At 57.0% G+C, this 24,127-nt stretch carries 24 protein-coding genes; 16 read left to right on the top strand and 8 right to left on the bottom strand.

Annotated features, from left to right (window positions below):
* The first annotated feature begins 74 nt into the window (after positions 1–74).
* On the top strand, positions 75–1,040 hold the full coding sequence (lipA, locus tag ACKLKD_RS05880) for a lipoyl synthase (protein ID WP_025714342.1): 966 nt from the start codon (positions 75–77) through the stop codon (positions 1,038–1,040).
* Between the two features lie 190 nt (positions 1,041–1,230).
* On the opposite strand, the gene tatE is transcribed toward lipA, so the two are convergent.
* Entirely contained in the window at positions 1,231–1,437 is a 207-nt protein-coding gene (gene tatE, locus ACKLKD_RS05875) for a twin-arginine translocase subunit TatE (protein WP_002894464.1), read from the bottom strand.
* A gap of 243 nt (positions 1,438–1,680) precedes the next feature.
* Positions 1,681–2,469 carry a deaminated glutathione amidase gene (locus ACKLKD_RS05870; protein WP_025714343.1) on the bottom strand — a complete coding sequence of 263 codons (789 nt, stop codon included), beginning with the start codon at positions 2,467–2,469 and terminating at the stop codon, positions 1,681–1,683.
* An 89-nt stretch (positions 2,470–2,558) separates the two neighbouring features.
* Here ACKLKD_RS05870 and crcB point away from each other — a divergent pair, with 89 nt between their 5' ends.
* Positions 2,559–2,942: a fluoride efflux transporter CrcB gene (crcB, locus tag ACKLKD_RS05865; RefSeq protein ID WP_080897284.1), complete on the top strand. Its 384-nt coding sequence runs from the start codon at positions 2,559–2,561 to the stop codon at positions 2,940–2,942.
* A 66-nt stretch (positions 2,943–3,008) separates the two neighbouring features.
* On the opposite strand, the gene cspE is transcribed toward crcB, so the two are convergent.
* Both cspE and pagP read right to left on the bottom strand, forming a co-directional pair.
* On the bottom strand, positions 3,009–3,218 hold the full coding sequence (gene cspE / locus ACKLKD_RS05860) for a transcription antiterminator/RNA stability regulator CspE (RefSeq protein WP_002439184.1): 210 nt from the start codon (positions 3,216–3,218) through the stop codon (positions 3,009–3,011).
* A gap of 194 nt (positions 3,219–3,412) precedes the next feature.
* Positions 3,413–3,934 (bottom strand): lipid IV(A) palmitoyltransferase PagP, encoded by a 522-nt coding sequence (pagP, locus tag ACKLKD_RS05855; protein WP_305955583.1) that lies wholly within the window; start codon positions 3,932–3,934, stop codon positions 3,413–3,415.
* A gap of 336 nt (positions 3,935–4,270) precedes the next feature.
* On the opposite strand from pagP, the gene dcuC reads away from it, so the two are divergent.
* From dcuC to uspG, 4 genes are all read left to right on the top strand, one after another.
* Complete coding sequence (gene dcuC / locus ACKLKD_RS05850; protein WP_025714346.1) at positions 4,271–5,644, top strand: anaerobic C4-dicarboxylate transporter DcuC; 1,374 nt, start codon at positions 4,271–4,273, stop codon at positions 5,642–5,644.
* A 92-nt stretch (positions 5,645–5,736) separates the two neighbouring features.
* Complete coding sequence (rna, locus tag ACKLKD_RS05845) at positions 5,737–6,534, top strand: ribonuclease I (protein ID WP_025714347.1); 798 nt, start codon at positions 5,737–5,739, stop codon at positions 6,532–6,534.
* Positions 6,535–6,712: 178 nt separating this feature from the next.
* Entirely contained in the window at positions 6,713–7,123 is a 411-nt protein-coding gene (rnk, locus tag ACKLKD_RS05840) for a nucleoside diphosphate kinase regulator (protein WP_025714348.1), read from the top strand.
* 188 nt (positions 7,124–7,311) lie between these two features.
* Positions 7,312–7,740 (top strand): universal stress protein UspG, encoded by a 429-nt coding sequence (uspG, locus tag ACKLKD_RS05835; protein WP_002894401.1) that lies wholly within the window; start codon positions 7,312–7,314, stop codon positions 7,738–7,740.
* A gap of 77 nt (positions 7,741–7,817) precedes the next feature.
* Here the strand turns inward: uspG and ahpF are convergent, their stop codons facing one another.
* Positions 7,818–9,383, bottom strand: a complete 1,566-nt coding sequence (gene ahpF / locus ACKLKD_RS05830; protein ID WP_004893443.1) for an alkyl hydroperoxide reductase subunit F — start codon at positions 9,381–9,383, stop codon at positions 7,818–7,820.
* A 126-nt stretch (positions 9,384–9,509) separates the two neighbouring features.
* On the bottom strand, positions 9,510–10,073 hold the full coding sequence (gene ahpC, locus ACKLKD_RS05825; protein WP_002894394.1) for an alkyl hydroperoxide reductase subunit C: 564 nt from the start codon (positions 10,071–10,073) through the stop codon (positions 9,510–9,512).
* 411 nt (positions 10,074–10,484) lie between these two features.
* Here ahpC and dsbG point away from each other — a divergent pair, with 411 nt between their 5' ends.
* The 4 genes from dsbG to ACKLKD_RS05805 all read left to right on the top strand — a co-directional run bounded on the left by dsbG (position 10,485) and on the right by ACKLKD_RS05805 (position 14,296).
* Positions 10,485–11,234, top strand: a complete 750-nt coding sequence (dsbG, locus tag ACKLKD_RS05820) for a thiol:disulfide interchange protein DsbG (protein ID WP_025714350.1) — start codon at positions 10,485–10,487, stop codon at positions 11,232–11,234.
* A 180-nt stretch (positions 11,235–11,414) separates the two neighbouring features.
* Positions 11,415–12,347: a DNA-binding transcriptional repressor CitR gene (gene citR, locus ACKLKD_RS05815; RefSeq protein ID WP_025714351.1), complete on the top strand. Its 933-nt coding sequence runs from the start codon at positions 11,415–11,417 to the stop codon at positions 12,345–12,347.
* Between the two features lie 114 nt (positions 12,348–12,461).
* Positions 12,462–13,685 carry a phosphoadenosine phosphosulfate reductase gene (locus tag ACKLKD_RS05810; protein WP_087806423.1) on the top strand — a complete coding sequence of 408 codons (1,224 nt, stop codon included), beginning with the start codon at positions 12,462–12,464 and terminating at the stop codon, positions 13,683–13,685.
* Positions 13,670–14,296: an IbrB-like domain-containing protein gene (locus ACKLKD_RS05805; protein ID WP_025714353.1), complete on the top strand. Its 627-nt coding sequence runs from the start codon at positions 13,670–13,672 to the stop codon at positions 14,294–14,296. Before ACKLKD_RS05810 ends, ACKLKD_RS05805 begins: the two co-directional genes overlap by 16 nt.
* On the opposite strand, the gene ACKLKD_RS05800 is transcribed toward ACKLKD_RS05805, so the two are convergent.
* A complete protein-coding gene (locus ACKLKD_RS05800) occupies positions 14,297–15,442 on the bottom strand; it encodes a pyridoxal phosphate-dependent aminotransferase (RefSeq protein ID WP_165931880.1) in 1,146 nt (381 codons plus the stop codon).
* Between the two features lie 141 nt (positions 15,443–15,583).
* Between ACKLKD_RS05800 and mtnC the strand changes: the two genes are divergently transcribed.
* On the top strand, positions 15,584–16,273 hold the full coding sequence (gene mtnC / locus ACKLKD_RS05795; protein WP_025714355.1) for an acireductone synthase: 690 nt from the start codon (positions 15,584–15,586) through the stop codon (positions 16,271–16,273).
* Entirely contained in the window at positions 16,270–16,812 is a 543-nt protein-coding gene (locus tag ACKLKD_RS05790; RefSeq protein ID WP_025714356.1) for a 1,2-dihydroxy-3-keto-5-methylthiopentene dioxygenase, read from the top strand. Before mtnC ends, ACKLKD_RS05790 begins: the two co-directional genes overlap by 4 nt.
* 75 nt (positions 16,813–16,887) lie before the next feature.
* Here ACKLKD_RS05790 and ACKLKD_RS05785 read toward each other — a convergent pair whose 3' ends face one another.
* Positions 16,888–19,197 carry a molybdopterin-dependent oxidoreductase gene (locus tag ACKLKD_RS05785; protein ID WP_087806425.1) on the bottom strand — a complete coding sequence of 770 codons (2,310 nt, stop codon included), beginning with the start codon at positions 19,195–19,197 and terminating at the stop codon, positions 16,888–16,890.
* Between the two features lie 409 nt (positions 19,198–19,606).
* On the opposite strand from ACKLKD_RS05785, the gene ACKLKD_RS05780 reads away from it, so the two are divergent.
* The 4 genes from ACKLKD_RS05780 to ACKLKD_RS05765 are packed head-to-tail and all read left to right on the top strand — an operon-like array spanning position 19,607 to position 24,121.
* The gene (locus ACKLKD_RS05780; protein WP_025714586.1) at positions 19,607–20,587 is read left to right on the top strand and encodes a sugar ABC transporter substrate-binding protein; all 981 of its coding nucleotides are present in this window, start codon (positions 19,607–19,609) and stop codon (positions 20,585–20,587) included.
* Positions 20,588–20,631: 44 nt separating this feature from the next.
* Complete coding sequence (locus tag ACKLKD_RS05775) at positions 20,632–22,134, top strand: sugar ABC transporter ATP-binding protein (RefSeq protein ID WP_165931881.1); 1,503 nt, start codon at positions 20,632–20,634, stop codon at positions 22,132–22,134.
* A complete protein-coding gene (locus ACKLKD_RS05770) occupies positions 22,131–23,120 on the top strand; it encodes an ABC transporter permease (protein WP_025714584.1) in 990 nt (329 codons plus the stop codon). Before ACKLKD_RS05775 ends, ACKLKD_RS05770 begins: the two co-directional genes overlap by 4 nt.
* Positions 23,117–24,121 (top strand): ABC transporter permease, encoded by a 1,005-nt coding sequence (locus ACKLKD_RS05765; protein WP_080897287.1) that lies wholly within the window; start codon positions 23,117–23,119, stop codon positions 24,119–24,121. Before ACKLKD_RS05770 ends, ACKLKD_RS05765 begins: the two co-directional genes overlap by 4 nt.
* Positions 24,122–24,127 lie beyond the last annotated feature (6 nt).

The following is a 24,127-nucleotide window of genomic DNA, read 5'->3' as shown; positions in this document are numbered from 1 at the left end:
AATAGTTGATAATTGCAACATTTCATTGAATTAATTCGCTTTCCTTCGTGACTCGCAACTGGAACACGCACGCTATGAGTAAACCCATTGTGATGGAACGCGGTGTTAAGTACCGCGACGCCGATAAAATGGCCCTTATCCCGGTGAAAAACGTGGCAACTGAGCGTGAAGCTCTGCTCAGAAAACCGGAATGGATGAAAATCAAACTTCCGGCAGACTCGTCCCGTATCCAGGGAATCAAAGCAGCGATGCGTAAGAATGGCCTGCACTCCGTGTGCGAAGAGGCCTCCTGCCCGAACCTTGCAGAATGCTTCAACCACGGAACCGCGACCTTTATGATCCTCGGCGCGATCTGTACTCGCCGTTGCCCGTTCTGCGACGTCGCGCATGGACGGCCGGTCGCGCCAGATGCGAACGAGCCACTGAAGCTGGCGCAAACCATCGCCGATATGGGTCTGCGCTACGTCGTGGTCACCTCGGTAGACCGTGACGACCTGCGCGATGGCGGTGCCCAGCATTTTGCCGACTGCATCAGCGCCATTCGCGAGAAAAACCCGTCGATTAAGATAGAAACGCTGGTCCCGGATTTCCGCGGCCGTATGGATCGCGCCCTTGATATTCTGACGGTGACCCCGCCAGACGTCTTTAACCACAACCTCGAAAACGTGCCGCGTCTCTATCGGCAGGTACGTCCGGGCGCGGATTATAACTGGTCGCTGAAGCTGCTGGAGCGTTTTAAAGAAGCGCACCCGGAAATCCCGACGAAATCCGGCCTGATGGTCGGTCTGGGTGAGACCAACGATGAAATCATTGAGGTGATGCGCGATCTGCGTCGTCATGGCGTCACCATGCTGACGTTAGGTCAATATCTGCAGCCGAGCCGTCACCACCTGCCGGTACAGCGCTACGTCAGCCCGGAAGAGTTCGAAGAGATGAAAGCAGAAGCAATGGCGATGGGCTTCACCCACGCCGCCTGCGGCCCCTTCGTTCGCTCTTCCTACCATGCCGACCTGCAGGCTAAAGGGATGGAAGTTAAATAATTCCCCCCTCTCCTGTGCCGCTGCGTCCTTCCGGCGTAGCGGCCGCTTACCGCGTCACTTGCTCCTTGCGCCAGTAACAGTTGGTTGCATCTTTCCCGCGCGGCGTCGCCAAAAATGACAAAGGCCGCAACGATAAACGTCGCGGCCCCTTCGCCGTCCAGCCAGTCTCCATCCGGGAGCGTCTGGTCAATTACTCTTTATGAGAGAGCTTCTGCGCCGGCGCTTCTTCTTCCGCGGTGGTCTTCTTCGCGCTATCGTCATCCTCGTTCATGGCTTTTTTAAAGCCCTTGATAGCCGAACCCAGGTCGCCGCCCAGCGTACGTAATTTCTTGGTACCAAACACTAAGATAATCAGTGCTGCGACTACCAGCAGTTTGGTAATACTAATCTCACCCATAGCTAACCTTCTTCTCTATACAAGCTGCGAATACGCCATCATACACGCATTTATCCGTCATATTGTAATCCACCTGTGCGTGGGCTGCGTGATGAAGCCCATGGCCTCCCCTACAAGGAGTTTGCGCAGGGGTGTCCGTCCTGACGTGCACAGCGAATTATTGGGATAAACAATACGGGTATTTGACGCGCGGACACAATAGCAATCTGTAACAAGGTGAATCAAGTCTTGTTTAAAAAAACATCACAATAATTGCGGCGGCGCAAATCGTCGGTTGAGCAATACCGGCAAACGCTCGCGAACGCGCGCAAGGTAGTCCGCGGAGAGTTCGGCAAAGATCAGCTGCGGCTCGCTCCCTGCTCCAGCCAGCGTGGTTCCCAGCGGATCAATAATCCGGCTCTGTCCAATATTACGCGTCCCACACTCGCCTGCCGCCACGATATAGCAGGTGGTATCAAGGGCGCGCGCCGCCAACAGCGTCGCCCAGTGGTGCTCTTTCTGTGGCCCTCTCACCCATGCGGTGGGCAGTACCAGCAGATCTGCCCCGTTCAGCGCCAGCGACAGCGCCAGTTCCGGAAAGCGAAGGTCGTAGCAGGTCATCAAGCCAACGCGGAATCCCTCCACCTCAATCACCGGCGGGATCTGCTGGCCGGGATCCACCCGCCGCGACTCCTGCATCGTGAAAGCATCATATAAATGAAGTTTATGATAATGGGCCACCACTTCACCTTGACGCAACACCACCAGCGTGTTGGTCGCCCTCCCCTGTCCCGACGGCACGTGCAGTGTCAACACCGTGGTCAGACGGTTTTGCTCGCTTTCAGCCAGCAACAGCTGTAAAAATTCCCCGTCCAGCGGCTGAGCCGATTTCACCGACAAATCCGGGTCGCTGTCATCTCGCGCCAGCAACGCCTCCGGCAGCACCAGCAGTGCCGCCCCTTCTCGCGCAGCCTGCTGCATCATGGCCACACAGGTCTGCGCATTCGTCCGCCATACTGGCGTGACGGCAAATTGTCCTGCCGCTACTCGCATGCTCTCCTCCGGTCAGGTTATGCATAGCCAATCGCGCCCATAGCGCGCTACACTTGACACTCTCAACTATCAAATAACAGGAAACGACCGTGTTTCAACTTCTTTGCGCCGTTTTTATTGGCGGCGGCACCGGCAGCGTATTACGCTGGTGGCTCGGCATGAAGCTCAATCCTGTGCACCATGCTATCCCGATTGGGACCCTGACCGCCAACCTGGTAGGCGCCTTTGTGATCGGTGCCGGACTGGCGTGGTTTAATCGCCTCACCGGTATTGACCCGATGTGGAAACTGCTTATCACCACGGGATTTTGCGGCGGCCTGACGACCTTCTCCACCTTCTCTGCAGAAGTCGTATTTCTTCTGCAGCAGGGGCGGGTGAGCTGGGCGCTACTCAACGTCGCGGTAAATTTGCTCGGGTCGTTTGCCATGACGGCAGTCGCCTTCTGGCTCTTTTCACAGGCAGCCAGCCGCTAAGCGCGCGGCAAACAGGCAAAAAAAAACCCGCTATTAGCGGGTTTTTATATTCTACTGACGCGTTGCTTACAGAGCGATTACGTTTGCAGCAGAAGGGCCTTTGGCACCGTTAGTGATTTCGAACTCTACGCGCTGACCTTCAGCCAGAGTTTTGAAACCGTTGGACTGGATTGCAGAGAAGTGTACGAATACATCTTTGCTGCCATCTTCCGGAGTAATGAAACCGAATCCTTTGGACTCATTAAACCACTTAACGTTACCTTTAATCTTAGACATCAAAATTACCTTTATATGAAAAATCGACACTAATGCTGTGTCGGGTATCAGTACACCAATTGTGGTACCTTTTGTCCAGTGCAACTTTGCTAAAAAGTGATAAAAGTCGCTATCTTTTTTAGTGGGTAACGCTTTAGTCCTTGTTTTTCAACAAGACGCGCCACTTATCTCATTTATTGCTAAGACTTAGCGAATTAAAACTGAATACGCGCCCAGGCGAAGTAAACGTTACCGTTATTGTAGGTGCCAGGAATATAGGTCATCTGGAACGTTGCCGGGCCGTAACCTATTGATGCCAATGGCAGGATCACCGGGATCGGGATGTAGTCCCAGTTGTCACGCGCCGTCACCCCAAGGGTATAGCCGAGTCCAAGGCGGAAATTTTGATCCGTCAGCGGGCGCCAGGTCTTCTCCCAACCATAGCCGCCGATAGGCTCCCACTTATTGAAAGAGTCTTTGAACGCCATCAGATACAGACCGTGCCAGTTCCCTTTCTCATCCCAGCGGGAGACGCCGAAACCCGCCCCCCATGGACGTTCGTTATACTTATCGGTCTTTTCCTTATCATAGGCAAACCGCGCGTGCCAGGTGATGGCAGGAACGTACAGATCATAGTGCTCCGGCTCATTCCAGGTCTGTGCCACGTTATTACTTAAGGTATGGTAACCTTCGCTAAGGGTCGATGAAAATGACGCGCTGGCGTTTCCGGATACCAATAACCATCCTAAAAAACCAAGAGAAAACAATGATAAACGACGTAGCATCAACACTTTTCTATTACCACTTTCATTTTAAAGTCACCTAAAATTGCAAAGATAGACTCAACACAGGCTGAACGAAATAAGGCAAACTCCTGATTTTCACCTGATGTCTATCAGCACTTCTTAACTATCCATCTGGTGATTATATCCAGGCGCGATGGAGTAAGCGTAGTTCTTAGCGCTTTATTGATTTGCATCAGCGAGTTTCGTCGCTTTTTTCGGCACATTCGCACACTAAAATTTGGTGTGACGCTTTTTTATCTACATATTCTTTGGGCCTAGGGGTAATAAATGCTGACGTTTGTTGAGATCCTGATTGGGATTGTGGTCATTGTGGGCGTTGCCCGCTATATCATTAAGGGCTATTCGGCCACCGGGGTACTGTTCGTCGGAGGGCTAATCTTATTGATTGTCAGCGCCCTGCTGGGACATAAAGTCCTGCCGGGCAATACCGACAGCACCGGTTATTCTGCCACCGATATTATTGAATACATTAAGATTCTACTCATGAGCCGCGGCGGCGATCTGGGTATGATGATTATGATGCTGTGCGGTTTCGCCACCTATATGACCCACATTGGTGCCAATGATATGGTGGTCAAATTAGCGTCAAAACCGCTGCGTTATATTAACTCGCCCTATCTGTTGATGATTGCCGCCTACTTTGTCGCCTGTCTGATGTCGCTGGCGGTCTCTTCGGCCACCGGCCTTGGCGTGCTGCTGATGGCGACACTGTTCCCGGTCATGGTTAACGTCGGGATCAGCCGCGGGGCGGCGGCCGCCATTTGCGCCTCACCGGCAGCGATTATCCTCTCCCCTACTTCAGGTGACGTGGTGCTGGCGGCGAAAGCCGCTGAAATGCCGCTGATCGATTTTGCTTTCAAGACCACGCTGCCGATCTCCATCGCGGCGATCATCTGCATGGCGATCGCCCATTTTTTCTGGCAGCGCTATCTGGATAAAAAAGAGAACATTTCCCACGAGATGCTCGACGTCAACGAGATCACCACCACCGCTCCGGCGCTGTATGCCATCCTGCCGTTTACTCCAATCATTGGTGTGCTGATCTTTGATGGCAAATGGGGGCCAGAACTGCACATTATTACCATCCTTGTCGGCTGCATGCTGCTGGCGGCGGTTCTGGAATTTCTGCGCGGGTTTAACACCAAAAACGTCTTCAGCGGGCTGGAGGTTGCCTACCGTGGCATGGCCGACGCCTTCGCCGGCGTAGTGATGCTGCTGGTTGCCGCGGGCGTCTTTGCCCAGGGGTTAAGCACTATCGGCTTTATTAACGGCCTGATCTCCATCGCCACCTCCTTCGGCTCGGCCAGCATTATTCTGATGCTGGTGCTGGTGATCCTGACCATGCTGGCGGCCATGACCACCGGCTCCGGCAATGCCCCGTTCTATGCCTTTGTTGAGATGATCCCCAAACTGGCTCACTCCTCCGGCATCAACCCGGCTTACCTGTCGATTCCGATGCTGCAGGCCTCGAACCTCGGCCGCACGATATCGCCAGTCTCCGGCGTGGTCGTCGCCGTTGCCGGGATGGCGAAGATTTCGCCGTTCGAAGTGGTCAAGCGCACCTCCGTGCCGGTGCTCGTTGGCCTGCTGGTAGTGATTGTTGCCACTGAAATCCTGGTACCCGGCAGCGCGGTCCGCTAATGGTCTAACCACGTGAAAAGGCGCCAGCAGGCGCCTTTTTTATGCTTTAATAACTTCCCGTTATCTTTTGCCATCCACAATCAGGAATAAACATGTTCAGGAAGGATTTCGCCGCGCTTGCCCTGGTGCTCACCGCCACTCAGGCCGGCGCTGAACCGCTCACCGCGACGCGATACGCTGATTTTGATCGCTATGTCCTTGCCCTCTCCTGGCAAACCGGATTCTGTCAGAGCATGCAGGACCGCAACCGTAACGAACCGGAAGAGTGTCGGCTGCAGCAGGAAACCGCGAATAAAGCCGATTTTCTGACCGTACATGGTCTGTGGCCCGGGCTGCCAAAGTCCATTGCCGCGCGCGGAGTGGATGAACGTCGCTGGATGCGCTATGGCTGCGCTACGCGCCCGGTACCCAACATGCCGGAAGTGAAAGCGAACCGCAAATGCCAGGCGGCAGAGACCGGGCTGTCGCTGGAGATGGCCAACAAGCTCAATAATGTGATGCCGGGCTCAGGCGGCACTTCCTGCCTGGAACGTTACGAATATGCCAAACATGGCGTCTGCTTCGGCTTCGATCCCGACAGCTATTTTGGCACCATGGTGCGCCTGAATGGCGAAATTAAGCACAGTCCGGTCGGTGATTTCCTCGCCAAACACTATGGCCAAACCGTCAGCCGTGCCGACTTCGACGCCGCCGTGGCCCGCGCCTGGGGCCCACAAAGCGTAAAGGCGTTTAAATTAACCTGTAACGGTAATCCAGCCTATTTGACCGAGATGCAAATCTCCCTTAATGCCGCGACGATCAACGCCCCGCTGACCCCCGCCGCATTTCTGCCGCAGCCTCACCCGGGCAACTGCGGAACGCAGTTTATTGTGGACAAGGTGGGCCAGTAGCGAAAAACGGCGTACTGTCGAGAAATCTCGGCCTGCCAGGACGCGTTGCACGCTGATTGTGCGTTTCATCACTTCAAACTACCGGCAACTCTCAGTATGATGGGCAGACCTTAACCCTTGCCCTTTTCGGCGAGGGTTTTCTTTTACGGACAGGTTCCTGGATAACATGGAGTATGCAATGACCAGACCCGCAATCATCATTAACGAACTGGATGCCGAACGTATCGACAGGCTGCTGGAGCAGCCGGCTTTTGCTAACTCACCGGTTGCCGATGCGCTGAATGACGAACTCGACCGCGCGCAAATGCTGGCGCCGGAAGCGATGCCGCATGACGTCGTCACCATGAACAGTACGGTTAAATTTCGTGATTTAACCAGTGGCGAAGAGCGCGTGCGGACGCTGGTGTTTCCGTCGCAGGTGACCGACAGCGCCAGCCAGCTATCCGTCCTCGCACCGGTAGGCGCTGCGCTGCTGGGCCTGAAGGTTGGTAGCACCATTCACTGGGAGCTGCCGGGCGGGGCGTCGACCCACCTGGAAGTGCTGGCCCTGCTGTACCAGCCGGAAGCCGCTGGCGAATTCCACCGCTAATTTCCGCTGCCTGAGGCGTGTCGCGCTTTATTCAGAGGATGTCCACACATCCTCTTTCTGCTGTTTCTTCCCCCGCTAACGTTTTTTTACGCTTTCCGCCCGTCGGTCTGACAGTTTTGCGACCTGAATGACACAATATCCGCATATAATATGTTGATATAGACGCAACCGAACAAGGAGGAATGCATATGTATAAGACAATCATTATGCCCGTTGATGTCTTTGAGATGGCGCTGAGCGACAAGGCCGTCCGACATGCGGAGTTTCTGGCCCAGCAGGATGGGGTGATCCATCTGCTGCATGTATTACCCGGTTCAGCGAGCTTTACCATGAGCCGCTTTACCGCCGACCTGCGGCGTTTTGAAGAGCATCTGCAGCATGAAGCGGAAACCCGCCTGCAGACGATGGTCAGCCACTTCAGCATTGACCCGTCTCGTATCAAGCTGCATGTGCGTTTTGGCAGCGTGCGCGATATGGTGAATGAGCTGGCCAGCGAAATTAATGCCGATGTGGTGGTGATTGGTTCGCGCAACCCGTCCATCAGTACCCACCTGCTCGGCTCTAACGCCTCAAGTGTGATCCGCCATGCCCATATCCCGGTGATGGTTGTCAGATAAGCCTGAGAAACAGGTAACAAAAAAAGAGGCTACCCCCAGGGTAGCCTCTTTGTTATGCAGGTCTATTGTCTGACTTGTTATGCGGTTTTCGTGCGGATCAGGTAGTCGAAGGCGCTCAGCGACGCTTTTGCCCCTTCCCCTGCCGCGATAATAATCTGCTTGTACGGCACAGTGGTGCAGTCGCCGGCGGCGAACACGCCTTTGACATTGGTTTCGCACTTCGCATCGATGATGATCTCACCCATACGGTTCCGCTCAACGGCGCCTTCCAGCCAGGTGGTGTTTGGCAGCAGGCCGATCTGGACGAAAATGCCCGCCAGCGCAACATGATGCTCATCACCGCTCACCCGGTCACGATACTGCAGGCCGGTCACTTTGCTGCCATCGCCTTTCACTTCCGTGGTCTGCGCATTGAGAATGATGTCGACATTCTTCAGGCTGCGGACCTTATCCTGCAGCACCTGGTCAGCTTTCATCTCTGGAGCGAACTCCAGCAGGGTTACGTGCTCGACAACGCCTGCCAGGTCGATGGCCGCTTCCACGCCGGAGTTCCCGCCGCCAATTACCGCTACGCGTTTGCCCTTAAACAACGGACCATCGCAGTGCGGGCAGTAGGTCACGCCTTTGGTGCGATACTGATCTTCGCCCGGCACGTTCATATTGCGCCATTTGGCGCCGGTGGCGATGATGACGCTGCGCGCCTTCAGCACCGCGCCAGAGGCGGTTTCAATCTGATGCAGACCGCCCTCTGTCGCCGCCGGCGTCAGTTTGGTCGCGCTTTGGGAGTCGATCACATCGACGTTATAGTCATTGACGTGCGCTTTCAGCGCGCCGGCCAGCTTCTGGCCTTCGGTTTTCGGTACCGAAATATAGTTTTCGATATCTACGGTATCCAGCACCTGACCGCCGAAGCGCTCGCCCATCAGGCCGGTACGGATACCCTTACGCGCAGAGTAGACCGCTGCCGCCGCGCCGGACGGGCCGGAGCCGACGATCAGCACATCATAGGCGTCACGTTGGTTCAGCTCTTCCGCTGCGCGTTTTTCCGCGCCGGTATCCACTTTGGCGACGATTTCCGTCAGGGTCATCCGCCCCTGGCCAAACTCCTGGCCGTTCATGAATACCGCCGGCACGCCCATCACGTTGCGTTCGGTGATCTCATTCTGGAACGTCCCGCCGTCAATCGCCGTGTGCTTGATGCGCGGATTGAGCACCGCCATCAGGTTCAGGGCCTGCACCACGTCCGGGCAGTTATGACAGGAGAGCGAGTAGTAGGTTTCAAATTCAAAATCACCGTCGATATCGCGGATCTGCTCCAGCAGCGACTGGGCCTCTTTCGACGGATGGCCGCCGGTCCACAGCAGCGCCAGTACCAGCGAGGTAAACTCGTGGCCCAGCGGAGAGCCGGCGAAGCGCGGGCCCTGGTCGGAACCGGGATTGGTAATTAAGAAAGACGGCTTACGTACCGCCAGCGTGTTGTCTTCTTTAAAAGTGACTTTATCTGACAGTTCAGCGATTTCAGCCAACAGTTCCTTGATCTCTGCCGATTTAGCGCTGTCATCCAGCGTGGCAATCAGCTCAACAGGTTTGGTCAGCTTCTCAAGGTAGGCCTTGAGCTGGGTTTTCATGTTGGTGTCGAGCATTGTTATCTCCTGGGCTTAAAACATCATCATGCAAGCGGCCTCGTCGGCAGCCTGAATGCGCTTGCATCATGGTGTTGGAATAAAACGGGCGCGAAAGCGCCCGTTGATTACCGGGAATAAAACGAATTAGATCTTACCAACCAGATCTAAAGAAGGAGCCAGCGTCGCTTCGCCTTCTTTCCATTTTGCCGGGCACACTTCGCCTGGGTGGGAAGCGACGTACTGCGCTGCTTTGATTTTACGCAGCAGGTCAGACGCGTCACGGCCGATACCTTCAGCGGTAACTTCGATCGCCTGGATGATACCCTGCGGGTCAACCACGAAGGTGGCGCGGTCAGCCAGACCTTCATCTTCACGCATGTTGTCGAAGTTACGGGTCAGGGCGCCAGTCGGGTCGCCGATCATTGCATATTTGATTTTGGCAATGGTTTCAGAGCTGCTGTGCCACGCTTTGTGGGTGAAGTGGGTATCGGTAGACACAGAGTAAACGTCTACGCCCAGCTTCTGCAGTTCTTCATAGTGGTCAGCCACGTCGCCCAGTTCAGTCGGGCAGACGAAGGTGAAGTCAGCCGGATAGAAGAAGAAGACGCTCCAGCGGCCTTCGGTGTCTTTCTCGGTGACTTCGATGAATTCACCATTTTTGAATGCCTGGTTTTTGAACGGTTTGATTTTGGTGTTAATTAAGGACATCTATACTTCCTCCGTGTTTTCGTTGAGGTCTAAGTTAACGAATTTTTCCTGACCCGACCAATGCGTTTACATTATCGAATCAATAAGCGTTATCTAACAACCGGAACAAGACAACTCTGTGAACCTGTCGACGCGTTCAGCGCTAATCGCTGTTTTTCGCATCATTTGCCGCGACAAAAGTAAAAAGGCCACCTTTTCAGGCGGCCCCGTTACCTGAAATACCCGAAGGTAGGTTCAGCGCCAGTCAGACTGGCTATGTGTTGCGCTCTACATTACCTTAATGTAACAGCATCCAGGATTACATCACCCACGCCAGGAAAGGGCAATCCGTCGTTCTGCTGATCTTGCCTATGACTGTGATAGGTTCGGCAATCGTTTTACCCTTTCCTGCTGATTTTACAAGGAATACGCATGTTAAAACGTCTGCTGTTGCTTAGCTTTCTGCCTGTATGCAGTTATGCGCAAGATCTGCCCGCCCCGGTAAAAGCGATTGAAAAACAGGGCATTACTATCATAAAACCGTTTGACGCCCCGGGAGGAATGAAAGGCTGGCTGGGTAAATATCAGGATATGGGCGTCGCCATCTACCTGACGCCAGACGGCAAGCACGCGATCTCCGGCTATATGTATGATGAGAACGGCACTAACCTTAGCGAGCAGCTGTTTCAGAAAGAACTTTATACCCCGGCAGGACAGGAGATGTGGAAAAAAATGGCCAGCGCACACTGGCTGCAGGATGGCCACAAGGACGCCCCGATCGTGCTGTATGTTTTTGCCGATCCCTTCTGCCCTTACTGCAAACAGTTCTGGCAGCAGTCCCGTCCGTGGGTCGAGGCGGGCAAAGTACAAATTCGTACCCTGCTGGTGGGGGTGATCAAACCGGAAAGCCCGGCCACCGCCGCGGCCATCCTCGCCACCGCCGATCCGGCGAAAACCTGGCATGATTACGAGCAATCGAACGGAAAAATGGCCCTGACGATCCCGAAAGCTATTCCGCCGGAGAAGATGAAAGTACTCAACGTTAATCAGCAGCTGATGGATGAGCTGGGGGCCAACGTCACGCCGGCCATTTACTATATGAATAAAGATAATATGCTGCAGCAGGTGGTCGGCCTGCCGGATAAAGAAAAACTGCATATTATGATGGGCGAAGCAGAGTAATCTGATTGCATTATGGCGCCAGATAATAGCCACCGCTGGCGCCACTAGTGTAAATAAGGTATATTTAGCAGAACTTAAAATTATTTGCCGATAACTAAATTCACACTGCAAATACTAAGCCACTCAACATTCTCATTAAGAATATTTCAACCCGCCCTGGTAATACAAAGGACTGCGTTAATGGCAAATCTTTACGATCTGAAAAAGTTCGATTTGAATTTATTGGTTATTTTTGAATGTATCTATCAACATTTAAGCATCAGCAAAGCGGCGGCAATGTTATTTATCACCCCATCGGCGGTGAGTCAGTCGTTGCAGCGTTTGCGCCAGCAGTTAAACGATCCGTTATTTGTTCGCGTCGGTAAAGGCATGACCCCCACGACCGCCTGCGTGAATCTGCATTATCATTTGCAACAAAATCTCGAACAACTGGAAAAAACGATTAATCTCAATAATCGCTCCGAATTACGTAAACGAATCGTCATCTATGGCCCACCGCTGTTCTGTTCAGTCAACAGCCATTTTATGATTAACCAGCTCTGTCATCAGGCCAATTTGCAGATTGAGCACCATAATCTGACCACCACGGAGTCCGCTGAGGAATTACTGGCCTATCGCCAGGCCGACCTGGTGTTCACCCGCATGCCTATTACCAATCGCGCCACCGTCTGCCAGCCCTATCAAACGGTGCAAACCCTGGCAGTGTGCCGGGCAAACCATCCGCGGCGCGAGCAGCTCACCTCGGTTGATGCGCTGGCGCAGGAGTTTTTCACTCACTATATCACCAACGATCCGGTTATTCAGCGCGTCCAGCAAAGCAGCGCGCCGTGGCTCAACCCGCGTAATATTGCCTTTCGCAGCGACTCGTTTATGACCATTCTTAACATGATCAATAAAACCGATTTAATTGGCGTTATTCCGTCCTATTTATATGAATTTATTTCACCCACGATGCCGCTGCACACGATCAATATTGCGGATCTTTTCCCGGAGATCACCATATATATTAATTACCATAATTCATCTTCTCAAAATCATTTTTTGTCTGAATTAATCACCATTCTAATGAATGACAGGAAAATATCCGTTCCTCAGCTTAATAACAGTGAGTAATCAGTCCCTTTTTCTCCCCCGATAAGGCCAGAGTAAAAATCGACCATTAATTTTCCAGACATCATCGCTTATACTGAGAAAATGGGAATCTCTACGATTAAAGGATTAATGGTCATGTCCTTCACCAAATATCCCTTACCGGAATCGGTGCTACAGGCAACTGAGCAGCGGATCCAATGGGTCATGGATAATTTTTCGCGCATCTGTGTGTCTTTCTCCGGGGGGAAAGACTCCACCGTTATGCTGCATTTAACCGCGCAGGCGGCGCGGCGACAGGGGAAAAAAATCTGCGTGCTGTTTATCGACTGGGAAGCGCAGTTCTCCTGCACCATCGCCCACTGTGAAAAACTGCGCACGCTGTATCAGGATGTTATCGACACCTTTTACTGGGTCGCTCTGCCGCTCACCACCCAGAATGCTCTGACGCAGTATAAACCCCAATGGCAATGCTGGGAGTCCGGTGCCAACTGGGTCCGCCAGCCGCCGCCGTGGGCCATTACTCATCAGGGCTATTTTCCTTTTTATCAACCGGGAATGAGCTTTGAGTCCTTTGTCAGCCACTTTGCCGAGTGGTTTTCGCAACGACGCCCCGCCGCCGTGCTGGTGGGTATTCGCGCCGACGAGTCACTGAATCGTTTTATGACGATTTCGTCACAGCGTAAACAGCGCTTCGCCGACGATAAACCGTGGACCACCTCAGCGCCGGGCGGCCACGCCTGGTATATCTACCCGCTCTATGACTGGAAAACCGCCGATATCTGGACCTGGTTTGCCAAAAGCGGTCAGCCCTATAACCCGCTGTACGATCTGATGTATCAGGCCGGGGTGCCGCTGCGCTATATGCGCATTTGCGAACCATTTGGTCCCGAGCAACGTCAGGGGCTGTGGCTCTACCATGTGCTGGAGCCTGAGCGCTGGGCGTTGATGTGTCAGCGGGTGAGCGGCGCGCACAGCGGCGGGATCTATGCCGGACATGATAATCAGTTCTACGGGCATCGAAAAATCGACAAGCCCGACCATTTAACCTGGAAAAGCTACGCCCTGTTCCTGCTCGACAGCATGCCGGAAACCACCGCCGAGCACTATCGCAACAAAATCGCCGTCTATCTGCGCTGGTATCAGAAAAAAGGGATGGAGGACATCCCGGATACCCAGCCCGCGGACATTGGCACGAAAGATATCCCGTCCTGGCGGCGAGTCTGCAAGGTGCTGCTCAATAATGACTACTGGTGCCGCCAGCTCTCGTTTAGCCCGACCAAAAGCAGCCATTATCAGCGCTACCGCAAACGCATGGAAAAACATCGCCAACAATGGGGGATATTATGCAACAACAACTGACGCAGGCGTTGGATGCTTACCTGAATACCCTGGATGACGAGGCGCGCATCGAGGCAATTAACGCGTTTCGTCAGGTGCTCCATCAGCACAGTCCCTTCCGCGACCAGCCCGTTGACTGCGTACTGTGGGTGAAACAGGAGCAGGTCATCCCTAACGACTACAACCCGAATAACGTGGCGCCGCCGGAAAAACGCCTTTTGCAAACCTCGCTGGAAACCGATGGTTTTACCCAACCGGTCGTCGTCATCCAGCAAGGCCCGCGGGCGTATACCATTGTCGACGGCTTTCACCGTCATGAACTGGCCGCCAGCAAAGCGTCACTGAAAAAAATGCTGAATGGTTATCTGCCGGTCACCTGCCTGACGGACGGGATCGCCTCGCGTGACGGGCTGATAGCGGCAACAATCCGCCATAATCGGGCCCGCGGACGTCATCAAATCCACGCTATGTCGGAGATCGTCCGCGAACTGACCCAGCTAGGCTGGACGCCGCAGAAAATCGGCAAAGAGCTGGGGATGGATGCCGATGAGGTACTGCGCCTGAAGCAAATCAGCGGCCTGACGGAGATGTTCGCCGGCCGCCAGTTCTCTCAGGCGTGGACCATTAAATAGCTACAGCTGACACAAACGCGCCGCCGCGGCCAACAGGGTCGCCGGCTGCTTGGCGAAGCACAGCCGGATCAGCTTATGCGGGAACGGATCGGCGCAGAAGACGGAGAGCGGGATCGCCGCCACGCCAATCTCCGTGGTCAGCCAGCGACAGAAGCTGACGTCGTCCAGATCGGAGATAGCGCTATAGTCCGCCAGCAGGAAATAGGTGCCTTCACAGGGCAGAAGTTCCAGTCGGCCTGGGCGCAGCGCCTCAATAAACAGATCGCGGCGTTCCCGATAAAACGCCGGCAGCTCGCGATAGTGCTCCGGCGCCTCGCGCAGCATATCGGCAATCGCCAGCTGCGCCGGGGTATTCACTGAAAAGGTCAGATACTGGTGCACCTTGCGCAGCTCGGCGCTGATGGCCGCCGGAGCCACGCAGTAGCCGACCTTCCAGCCGGTCATATGAAAGGTTTTGCCAAACGAGGAGACCGCCACCGCCCGCTCGCGCAGCTGCGGATGCGCCAGCACGCTGGCGTGGCCGTCAGCGGCGAAACAGATATGCTCATAAACCTCATCGCTGAGGACATAGATCTCGCGTTCGGCGATTGCCTGCCACAGGGCAGCAAAATCCTCGCGCTGCCAGACGGTGGCCGAGGGATTGTGCGGGGTATTGAGGATCACCAGCCGGGTTTTATCGCTCAGCGCCGCCGCGAACTGCTGCCAGTCGACGCGAAAATGCGGCGGCTGCAGCGCAATGCGGCGTAACTCGCCGCCGGCCAGCGCCACCGCCGGAGCATAGCTGTCGTAGCTGGGATCAAAACAGATCACCTCGTCGCCGCGGCGTACCAGGGCGGTGATCGCCGCATACAGGGCCTCGGTCGCGCCGGCGGTGACCGTGATATCGCTGTTGACATCGGGCAGGTAACCATACAGCTCCGCGGTCTTGCTGGCGATCGCCTCGCGCAGCGCCGGCACGCCGGTCATCGGGGCATATTGATTCGCCCCCTGGGCGACGTGGTAGGCCAGGCGCTCCTGAAGATAGCGCGGGCCGTCGAAATCGGGAAAGCCCTGTGACAGATTAATAGCCTGATACTGCTGGGCCAGGGCGCTCATCTGGGTAAAAATCGTGGTGCCGAGCGCCGGCAGTTTACTCTCTGGAATCAACGGGTTATTACTCATTCTTTTTTTACCGATTGTAATGCTGTTGTTGAAGCCACTATAACACGATGTTAATATTTGGCAATCAAGACGCTTAGACGTCTAAATGCTAATGTTATTCCACGCCACGCCCACTCTGGAGAAACCATGATCCGCGCCATCGTGACCGACATAGAAGGCACCACCAGCGATATCCGCTTCGTGCATAACGTGCTGTTCCCCTACGCCCGCGAACGACTGGCCGGCTTTGTCACCGCTCAGCAGCACGCTGAACCGGTCAAAACCATTCTCGACAACCTGCGCCGCGAGACAGATGCCCCGGCCGCCAGCACCGCCGACCTTATCACTACCCTCTTCGCCTTTATGGACGAAGACCGTAAATCCACGGCGCTAAAGGCGCTACAGGGGATCATCTGGCGCGACGGCTACCTCAACGGCGACTTTACCGGCCATCTCTATCCGGACGTACTGCCGGCCCTGGAGAAATGGAAAGCGCAGGGTATTGATCTGTATGTATATTCCTCAGGCTCCGTCGCCGCGCAGAAATTGTTATTTGGCTACAGCGATGAAGGTGATATTACTCATCTGTTCACGGGCTATTTCGATACCCTGGTAGGCGCCAAACGCGAGGTGCAGTCCTACCGTAACATTGCTGAACACCTGGGCCACGCCCCCGGCGCTATCCTGTTCCTGTCGGATATCCATCAGGAACTCGACGCCGCCGAGGCCGCGGGTTTGCGCACGATCCAGCTGGTACGCGGCGACCGCGACCCGGCGAGCCACCATCCTCAGGTTCAGCGTTTTGACGACATTCATCCGGAGCAGATCCCAGCATGAGCGCATTAACCCTATTTTCCGTGACCGATCCGCAAACACCGCTCTGGCACAGCACCGACGCCAACGCGATTCAGGCGCAGCTTAACGCCAAAGGCGTCCGCTTCGAACGCTGGCAGGCCGACCGCGACCTCGGCGCAAATCCCAGCCCAGAAACGGTGATTGCCGCCTATCAGCACGCAATTGACAAACTGGTCGCCGAAAAGGGCTACCAGAGCTGGGACGTCATCAGCCTGCGCGCCGATAACCCGCAGAAAGCGGCGCTGCGGGAAAAATTCCTTAACGAGCACACTCATGGTGAAGATGAGGTCCGTTTCTTTGTCGAAGGCGCCGGCCTGTTCTGCCTGCATATTGGCGACGAGGTGTTCCAGGTGCTGTGCGAAAAGAACGATCTGATTTCGGTTCCCGCCCACACCCCGCACTGGTTTGATATGGGCTCAGAACCGAACTTCACCGCCATTCGCATTTTTGATAACCCGGAAGGCTGGATCGCCCAATTCACCGGCGACGATATCGCCAGCGCCTACCCGCGGCTGGCGTAACGCCGCGCTGTCATCACACGCTTTCCCGGGGACGGCGCCTGGCGCGCCGCCCCCGGGCTATCCGATCGCCACCACCTAAAGCGCAATAAACGTCGGCGGGTCAAAGGCGGTGATCGGCGGCAGTTCCTCTCGCCACGGAGCGATCTCCACCCAGCAGCTCTGGGCGCTACAGCCCTGCCCCAGGCGCGAACTGCCGCGATCCTCGGTTAACACGTTGGGATTGCCGTGCTTATCGAGCGATCCTTTTTCTTTGGGATCCAGCGGGTCATACCAGGCGCCGGTGGACATCTGCACCACCCCCGGCAAAATCTGCTCGCTCAGGTGCACGCCCGCCAGAATCGCCCCGCGGTCGTTATAGACCTTCACCACGCAGCCTTCGCGGATGTCTCTTGCCTGCGCATCGCTCGGATGCATCCACAGCGGCTCGCGTCCCTGAATTTTCGTCGCCCGGCTGACGCTGCCGTGGTCGTACTGACTGTGCAGGCGGGCGCGCGGCTGACTGGAGAGCAGATGAAGCGGCCAGCGCGCCGCCTCCTGCCGCTGGCGGGCGGCCTCTTCCTCATCCCACCACGGATGGCCAGGGCATTCACGATAGCCAAACCCGGCGACGGTGGCGGAAAAGAGTTCAATCTTGCCGGAGGGCGTGGTGAGCGGATAGCGCTGCGGATCGGCGCGAAAATCGGCGAGAAAGATCTGCGGCCGCTCCGGCGCACTGTACTCCAGCACCCCCTGCTGCCAGAACGCCTCGAATGAGGGCAGCGTAATGTCCTCCTCTTCGGCCCGCGGTCTTGACTCCTCATAGAGATGACGCAGCCACTGCCCGGCGTCACGTCCTTCGCTGAACTGTTCTCCGAAGCCCAGCCGTTCGGCCAGATCGCAGAAAATGGCGTAATCATCACGCGCCTCGCCCACCGGCGGGATCTGCGCGCTCATGGCGATCATAAACCCGTCGTGGCCGCCGCAGCCGATGTCCTCGCGCTCCAGCGAGGTGGTGGCCGGCAGGACGATATCGGAGAATTTGGCCTGCGCGGTCCAGTACTGCTCATGCACCACCACCGTCTCCGGACGGCGCCAGGCCTCGCACAGCCGGTTGATATCCTGGTGATGATGAAACGCATTGCCTCCCGCCCAGTAAACCAGACGGATGTCGGGATAACGCCGCTGCTGACCGTCGAACTCATAGACTTCTCCCGGGTGCAGCAGCATATCGGACAGCCGCGCCACCGGGATAACGCTGTCCACCGCATTCTCCCCGGCGGGCAAGCGCGGGCCGGAAAACGCTTTTCGCACCGCGCCCGCCAGGTTGGTACAGGCGTAGCCAAACCCAAGGCCGCCGCCCGGTGTGCCGATCTGTCCCAGCAGCGCGGTCAGGGCCACCGTCGCCCAGTAGGCCTGCTCCCCCTGACGGGCGCGCTGGACAGACCAAGAGATATTCACCATCGTCCGGTGGCGGGCCATCTCCCGCGCCAGGTCGGCGATGCGCTGGGCGTCCAGACCGGTGATCGCCGCCGCCCACGCCGGGGTTTTCGCTACGCCGTCGTGCTCACCCAACAGATAAGCGCGATAGGGGACAAACCCGACGGTATGGCTGGCGACAAACGCCTGATCGTAGAGAGATTCACTGATCAGCACATAGCTCAGCGCCAGCAGCAGAGCGGTATCGGTGCCCGGCCGAATGGCCAGCCACTCGGCGTGGGCTACCGCGCTAAGATCATTGCGCACCGGGCTGATATTGATGAATCGCGCGCCGTTGACCTGCATCTTATCCAGCCAGTACTGCAGCATATGGTCATTGGCGCCGCCGCCGTTGACCTGGGCATTGCGCAGCGGCAGTCCGCCGATGGCGACAAACAGCTGACACTCCCGCGCCAGCTCGGAAAAATGGGTATGCTGACGGTGCAGCGGGCTCAGCGGCCCGAGAATATGCGGCAGAATGCGCTCGCCCGCGGCGCTGCTATAGGTATTGGTGCTGGCGGTATACCCGCCAAATCCCTTGAGAAAGCGGTGCAGCTGGCTCTGTGCATGGTGAAAGCGCCCGGCGCTGGCCCAGCCGTAGGAGCCGCCGTAGATCGCCTCATTGCCGCAGCGCGCCTTGACCGAACGCAGCTCGCGAGCCAGCAGGTCGAGCGCCACCTCCCAGCTGACTTCGACAAAGGGCTCCTTGCCTCGCCCCTCTCGTGACGCCGGCCCCTGCTGCAGATAGCCAGCGCGCACCGCCGGACGGCGAATGCGCGTTTGGCTGGTCACCGCGTCGGGGAGCGACTGGCCGATGCGTGACGGATTTTTATCCCAGGGCACCGGATTCACCGCCACAATATCGCCTTCCTGGCTTTCTACCTGCCACGTTCCCCAGTGCATCACCGTATAATTATGCTGTTTCTTCATAGCACCCGCGTTCTTCTCAGCCAAAAGGTCGTTAAATTAAAGCGAGGTAATAACGGAAATACCCCACCCCGGCCAGACATTACTCTGCTAAAAAAACTATTAGCCCGCGCAATCACCTGTTTTTCTCTGCCATGGCCGTATTTCTCTACGCCATGACAATAAACACAAACTTGTTTTTATTCGCTAAATAAACACGGAATAAGTCAAAAATAAAACCACAAATTTAAAAGGTATATTTAGCATCATGAAATATTTTCAGGTTCCTGATGACAAAATAAACTTTTTCTCTGTCATTTCTGCGATATAACATTGCCGGCATAACTTAGACTTATTTTGTATTTGAGGTGGCGAGGTCCTTCTTGTCATGCTACCGCTCCGCAACCACCTTCATCACAGGATCATAATAACAATGTCGCAGAAGAGAAAATTATTGCCTGCCGCGCTGGGACTGCTTTCCCTTGCCTCGCTGAGCGTCACTGCCGCGGACGCCCTCTCCTTACAGGGAAAAACCATTGGCGTTGCCGTGGTCGGCACTCAGCATTTCTGGGATCGCGAGGCCTTTAAAGGCGCGACAGAGGAAGTGGAGAAACTGGGGGGGAAAGTCATTGGCGTCGATGGCGGTCGCGATAACCAGGTGCATGCCAATAATCACGATATTTTACTGTCACGCAAGGTGGATGCGGTAATTAGTATTCTCGGCGACAGCGCCGTCGAACCCAAATTTAAAGCATTGCGTGATGCCGGTATCCCGGTATTTACCGTGGATCATGTTTCACAATATTCAGTCAACAATACCACCTCCGATAACTACACTTTAGGCTCAACCATCGGCCGCTATATGGCGGATGAATTAGGCGGCAAAGGCAACGTCGCTGTATTTAACGCATTCTCCAGCGCGCTGCGTATTTGCGGCATTCGTTACGATCAGTGGAAATATGTCCTTAAGGATTATCCGGATATTCATATTATCCAGCCTGAGCTTGCGGAACAGTTCGCCAACTCACCGGAAGATGCGCGGAAGAAAACCCTCGAATTACTCAGTCAGTATCCGAAAGGCAAACTGGACGCCATCCATGTCGCCTGCTGGGATCAACCGGCCATCGGTATCGTCCAGGCGCTGGAAGAGACCGGTCGCGATAAGGACGTGAAAGTAACGGCGATCGACGCCGGTCCGGAGACCCTGGAGATCATGGCAGAGCCTGGCAGTCCGTTCGTGGCGAACGTCGCGCAGCAGCCGCATCTGATCGGCCAGACCTCTGCCGACAACGTGGCCCGCTACTTTGCCGGTCAGAAACTGCCGGTGCAAACCTTTATCCCGGTGGTCCCGGTGAAAGGTCCGCAGGAGGCGAAAGCGGTGTATAAACAGTTGGGATACGGCGAACTGCAGTGATAAATCAACACCCTGGCGGGGAGCGCCCCGCCGCGGGTCTGGTCATGGACCAGATCGGCAAACGTTTTGCCAGCGTTACGGCACTTAATGCAGTCACCCTGCGCCTCAATCCGGGGGAAATTCATGGCCTGATTGGCGAGAACGGCGCCGGTAAATCGACGCTGATTAAAATCCTCGCCGGGGTCTATCAGGCCGACAGCGGCAGCGCCACCCTCGACGGTCACCCGCTGCCCCTCGGCAATCCGGCAGCCATTGAAGCCGCCGGCATCCGCGTTATCCACCAGGAGCTGAACCTGATCCCGCATTTTACCGTCGCGGAATCGGTGTTTCTCGGCCAGGAGTATCGCACCCGCTGGGGGGCGCTGGATCGCCGACGGATGAAGGCCGCTACGGCGCAATTTTTCCAGCAACACTGGCAGTTGACGATCGACCCCGAACGGCTGGTGCGCGACCTGAGCCTGGCCGAACGCAAGCTGGTGCAGATTGCCCGCGCGCTGATCGACGGCGCGGCGCGGCTGGTGGTATTCGACGAGCCCACCGCGCCGCTGGAGGCGCAGGAGGCCAGTCTGGTCTCCTCCGCCATCCTGCGCCTGCGCGACCAGGGCATTGCCATTCTGTATATTTCCCACTACCTCAATGAGATAGCCACCCTCTGCGACCGCGGCACCGTGCTGCGTAACGGGGAAGTGGTCGGTTACCCGGACCGCGACCTGCTGCAGAATACCGAGGCGCTGATCGCCATGATGGTCGGCCGGGAAATCGACCAGCTCTATACCCCGCGCCAGCGCCCGGCGACAGACACCGGGGCAGCCCCGCTGCTCTCGGTGCGCCAGCTGAGCGACGGGCGGCAGCTGCAGGATCTCTCTTTTGATATTCAGCCGGGCGAAATCGTCGGCGTCGCCGGCCTGCTGGGCGCCGGGCGCGATGTGCTGGTCGACTTACTCTACGGCTTACGCCCGGCGGAACGCGGCACCATCCAGCTCGACGGCCGGCCGCGGCGCATCCGCACGCCAAAGCAGGCGATCCGCGCCGGCATGGCGCTGGTGCCGCGCGACCGCCGCCATCAGGGGCTGATCCTGCCCTTCACCACCGCCGACAATATTAATCTCGCCTCGCTGCCGGAGACCGCCACCTTGGGCTGGGAGCGGCGGGGTCTCGCCGAGCAGAAAGCGCGCGACTGGATAGAACAGCTGGCGATCCGCCCGGGACGCCCGGGGCTGCCGGTACGCTACATGAGCGGCGGTAATCAGCAGAAAGCGATCCTCGCCCGCTGGCTGGGGACCGATGCCCGGCTGTTTATTCTCGATGAACCCACCCTTGGGGTCGATATCGGCGCCCGTCGCGATATTTATCAACGGACGCGCCAGCTGGCCGATAAAGGACGGGCGGTGCTGGTCTCCTCCAGCGACGCCACCGAACTGCTCGGACTATGCGACCGGATCCTGGTCCTCTGGCGCGGCGCGCTGGCGGCCAATCTGCCCACCCGCGGGCTAACACTGGACACCCTGCTGGTGGCGATCAACGGCGGACAGGAGCCTTCACCATGAGTACCGCTATCCTGCGTCGCGGCCGTCCGGGCCTGGCGACGCTGATTGAAAAATTTCCCCTGATCCTGTTTCTGGCGCTGCTGGTATGGCTGAGCGTACAGTCTCCCTACTTTCTCAGCTGGCAAAATATCAGCCTGATGCTGGTCCAGAGCGTTCCGCTGGCGATCCTCTGTTTCGGCCTGGTCTGCGTTATCGCCGTGGGCGGGGATGACGTGGTCTCCGGCGGCATCGACCTCTCCCTGCCGGCGACGGCGGTGCTCGGCGTCGCGCTGCTCAGCCTCGGTCTGGCCGAATGGCACACGCCGTACCTCCTGCTGCTGGCGCTGCTGGCGGCGGTTTGCCTGCTCTGCGGGGCAATTAACGGCTTGCTGGTGCTGGCGGCCGGCCTGCCGCCGCTGCTGGCCACCCTCTCGACCTCCGTGGCGTTTACCGGCCTGACAGATCTGTTGACCGGCCAGCGGCGCATCGCGGTCAGCGATCCGCTGATGGTCGCCTTTCGCGATAACAGCGTGCTGGGCCTGCCCTGGCCGCTGATCTATCTGCTGGGGGTATTTATCCTGTTCCAGTTCCTGCTCCACCACTCCCGCTTCGGCCAGCATGTGCAGGCGGTGGGCGGCAACCGCGATATGGCGCAGATGAGCGGCCTGAACGTGCGCCGCCTGACCCTGCTGGTCTGGCTGTTAGCGGGCATTGCCGCCGGGCTGGCTATTCTGCCGCTGCTCAGCCAGGGCTCCGGCAGTTCCAGCGGGACGGCCACGCCGCTGCTGCTGGAAACCGTGCTGGCGACCTTTATCGGCGCCGCCTTCTCGCGCCGTCGGGTGGTCACCATCTGGGGGGCGCTGCTGGGGGCGATTCTGGTCAATGCCCTCTCTAACGGGCTCGGCCTGCTGGGGGTCAATATCTTCTGGATGGGCGCCATTAAAGGCGGCCTGATCCTGGTGGTGCTGGCGGCATCGGCGGTCAGACACAAAGGAGGCGAGGCATGAGCCAGATAACCCTGAAAACCCCTGCCCCGACAGAACAGACGGCCAGCAGCCCGCTGGCCTGGCTATCGCGGGCCGGATTTGGCGTCATCACCCTGCTGGCCATCGCCCTGTTTGGCTGGGCGAATCCGGTATTTTTAACCGTGGATAACTGGGCCAACCTGCTGCAGGGCAGCGCGATCCTGCTGATTGTGGCGATGGCGATGACCCTGATCGTCAGCGCCGGGGCGATTGATCTGTCGGTGGGCGTTGCGCTCGATTTCGGCGCCGCCTTCGCCCTCGTCGCCCTGAAAACCTGGCATCTGCCGTGGCAGGCCGCGGTGGGCTGCGCCCTGCTTGGCGGCGTCCTGATTGGCCTGCTCAATGCCTTTCTGATCCTCATCTGCCGGATCCGCCCCTTCCTCGCCACGCTCGGCACCTGGTTTATCGCCAGCAGCGCCGAGCGCATCTATACCGACGGCGGCGGCGCGATAGCCTATCGGCGGATGGCGCCGGAATATCACGATCTGGCAGTGGGCAGCCTTGGTGGGATCCCCACGCCGGTGGTGATTGTGCTGGCGCTGTGGCTGGTGGCCTGGCTGGTCACCGAGCGCACGCTGTGGGGCAAATATGTCCGCGCCATCGGTCAGAACAGCGAAGCAGCGCGCATCGCCGGGATCCGCGATCGCCTGACCATGCTCGGCGTGCTGGTGGCCGCCTCGGCGCTCTGTGCCGTCGGCGGGGTGATCCTCTCCGCCAACCTGCGGCAGTTTACCCCGCTGGCCGGGCAGTCTTACCTGATGGACGCCATTGCGGCAGTATTTATCGGCACCGCCTTTAATCGTCTGGGCCGGGTCAGCATCCTTGGCACCCTCGGCGGCGTGCTGTTCCTTGCCATTATTGATAATGGCCTGAACCTGATGGGGCTCAATTATCTGGTGAAGGACGCGCTGGTCGGCGTGATTCTGGTGGTGGCCCTCGCCCTTTCCTTCTGGCAGGCGCGCATGCGCCAAACGCATCGCTAAACGGGA

Origin of the sequence: Klebsiella sp. 10982 (assembly GCF_048589245.1) — a bacterium.
Classification (GTDB): domain Bacteria; phylum Pseudomonadota; class Gammaproteobacteria; order Enterobacterales; family Enterobacteriaceae; genus Klebsiella; species Klebsiella quasivariicola.
The sequence above is the reverse complement of the archived record's forward strand: the minus strand, read 5'-3'. Positions and strand labels throughout refer to the sequence as shown.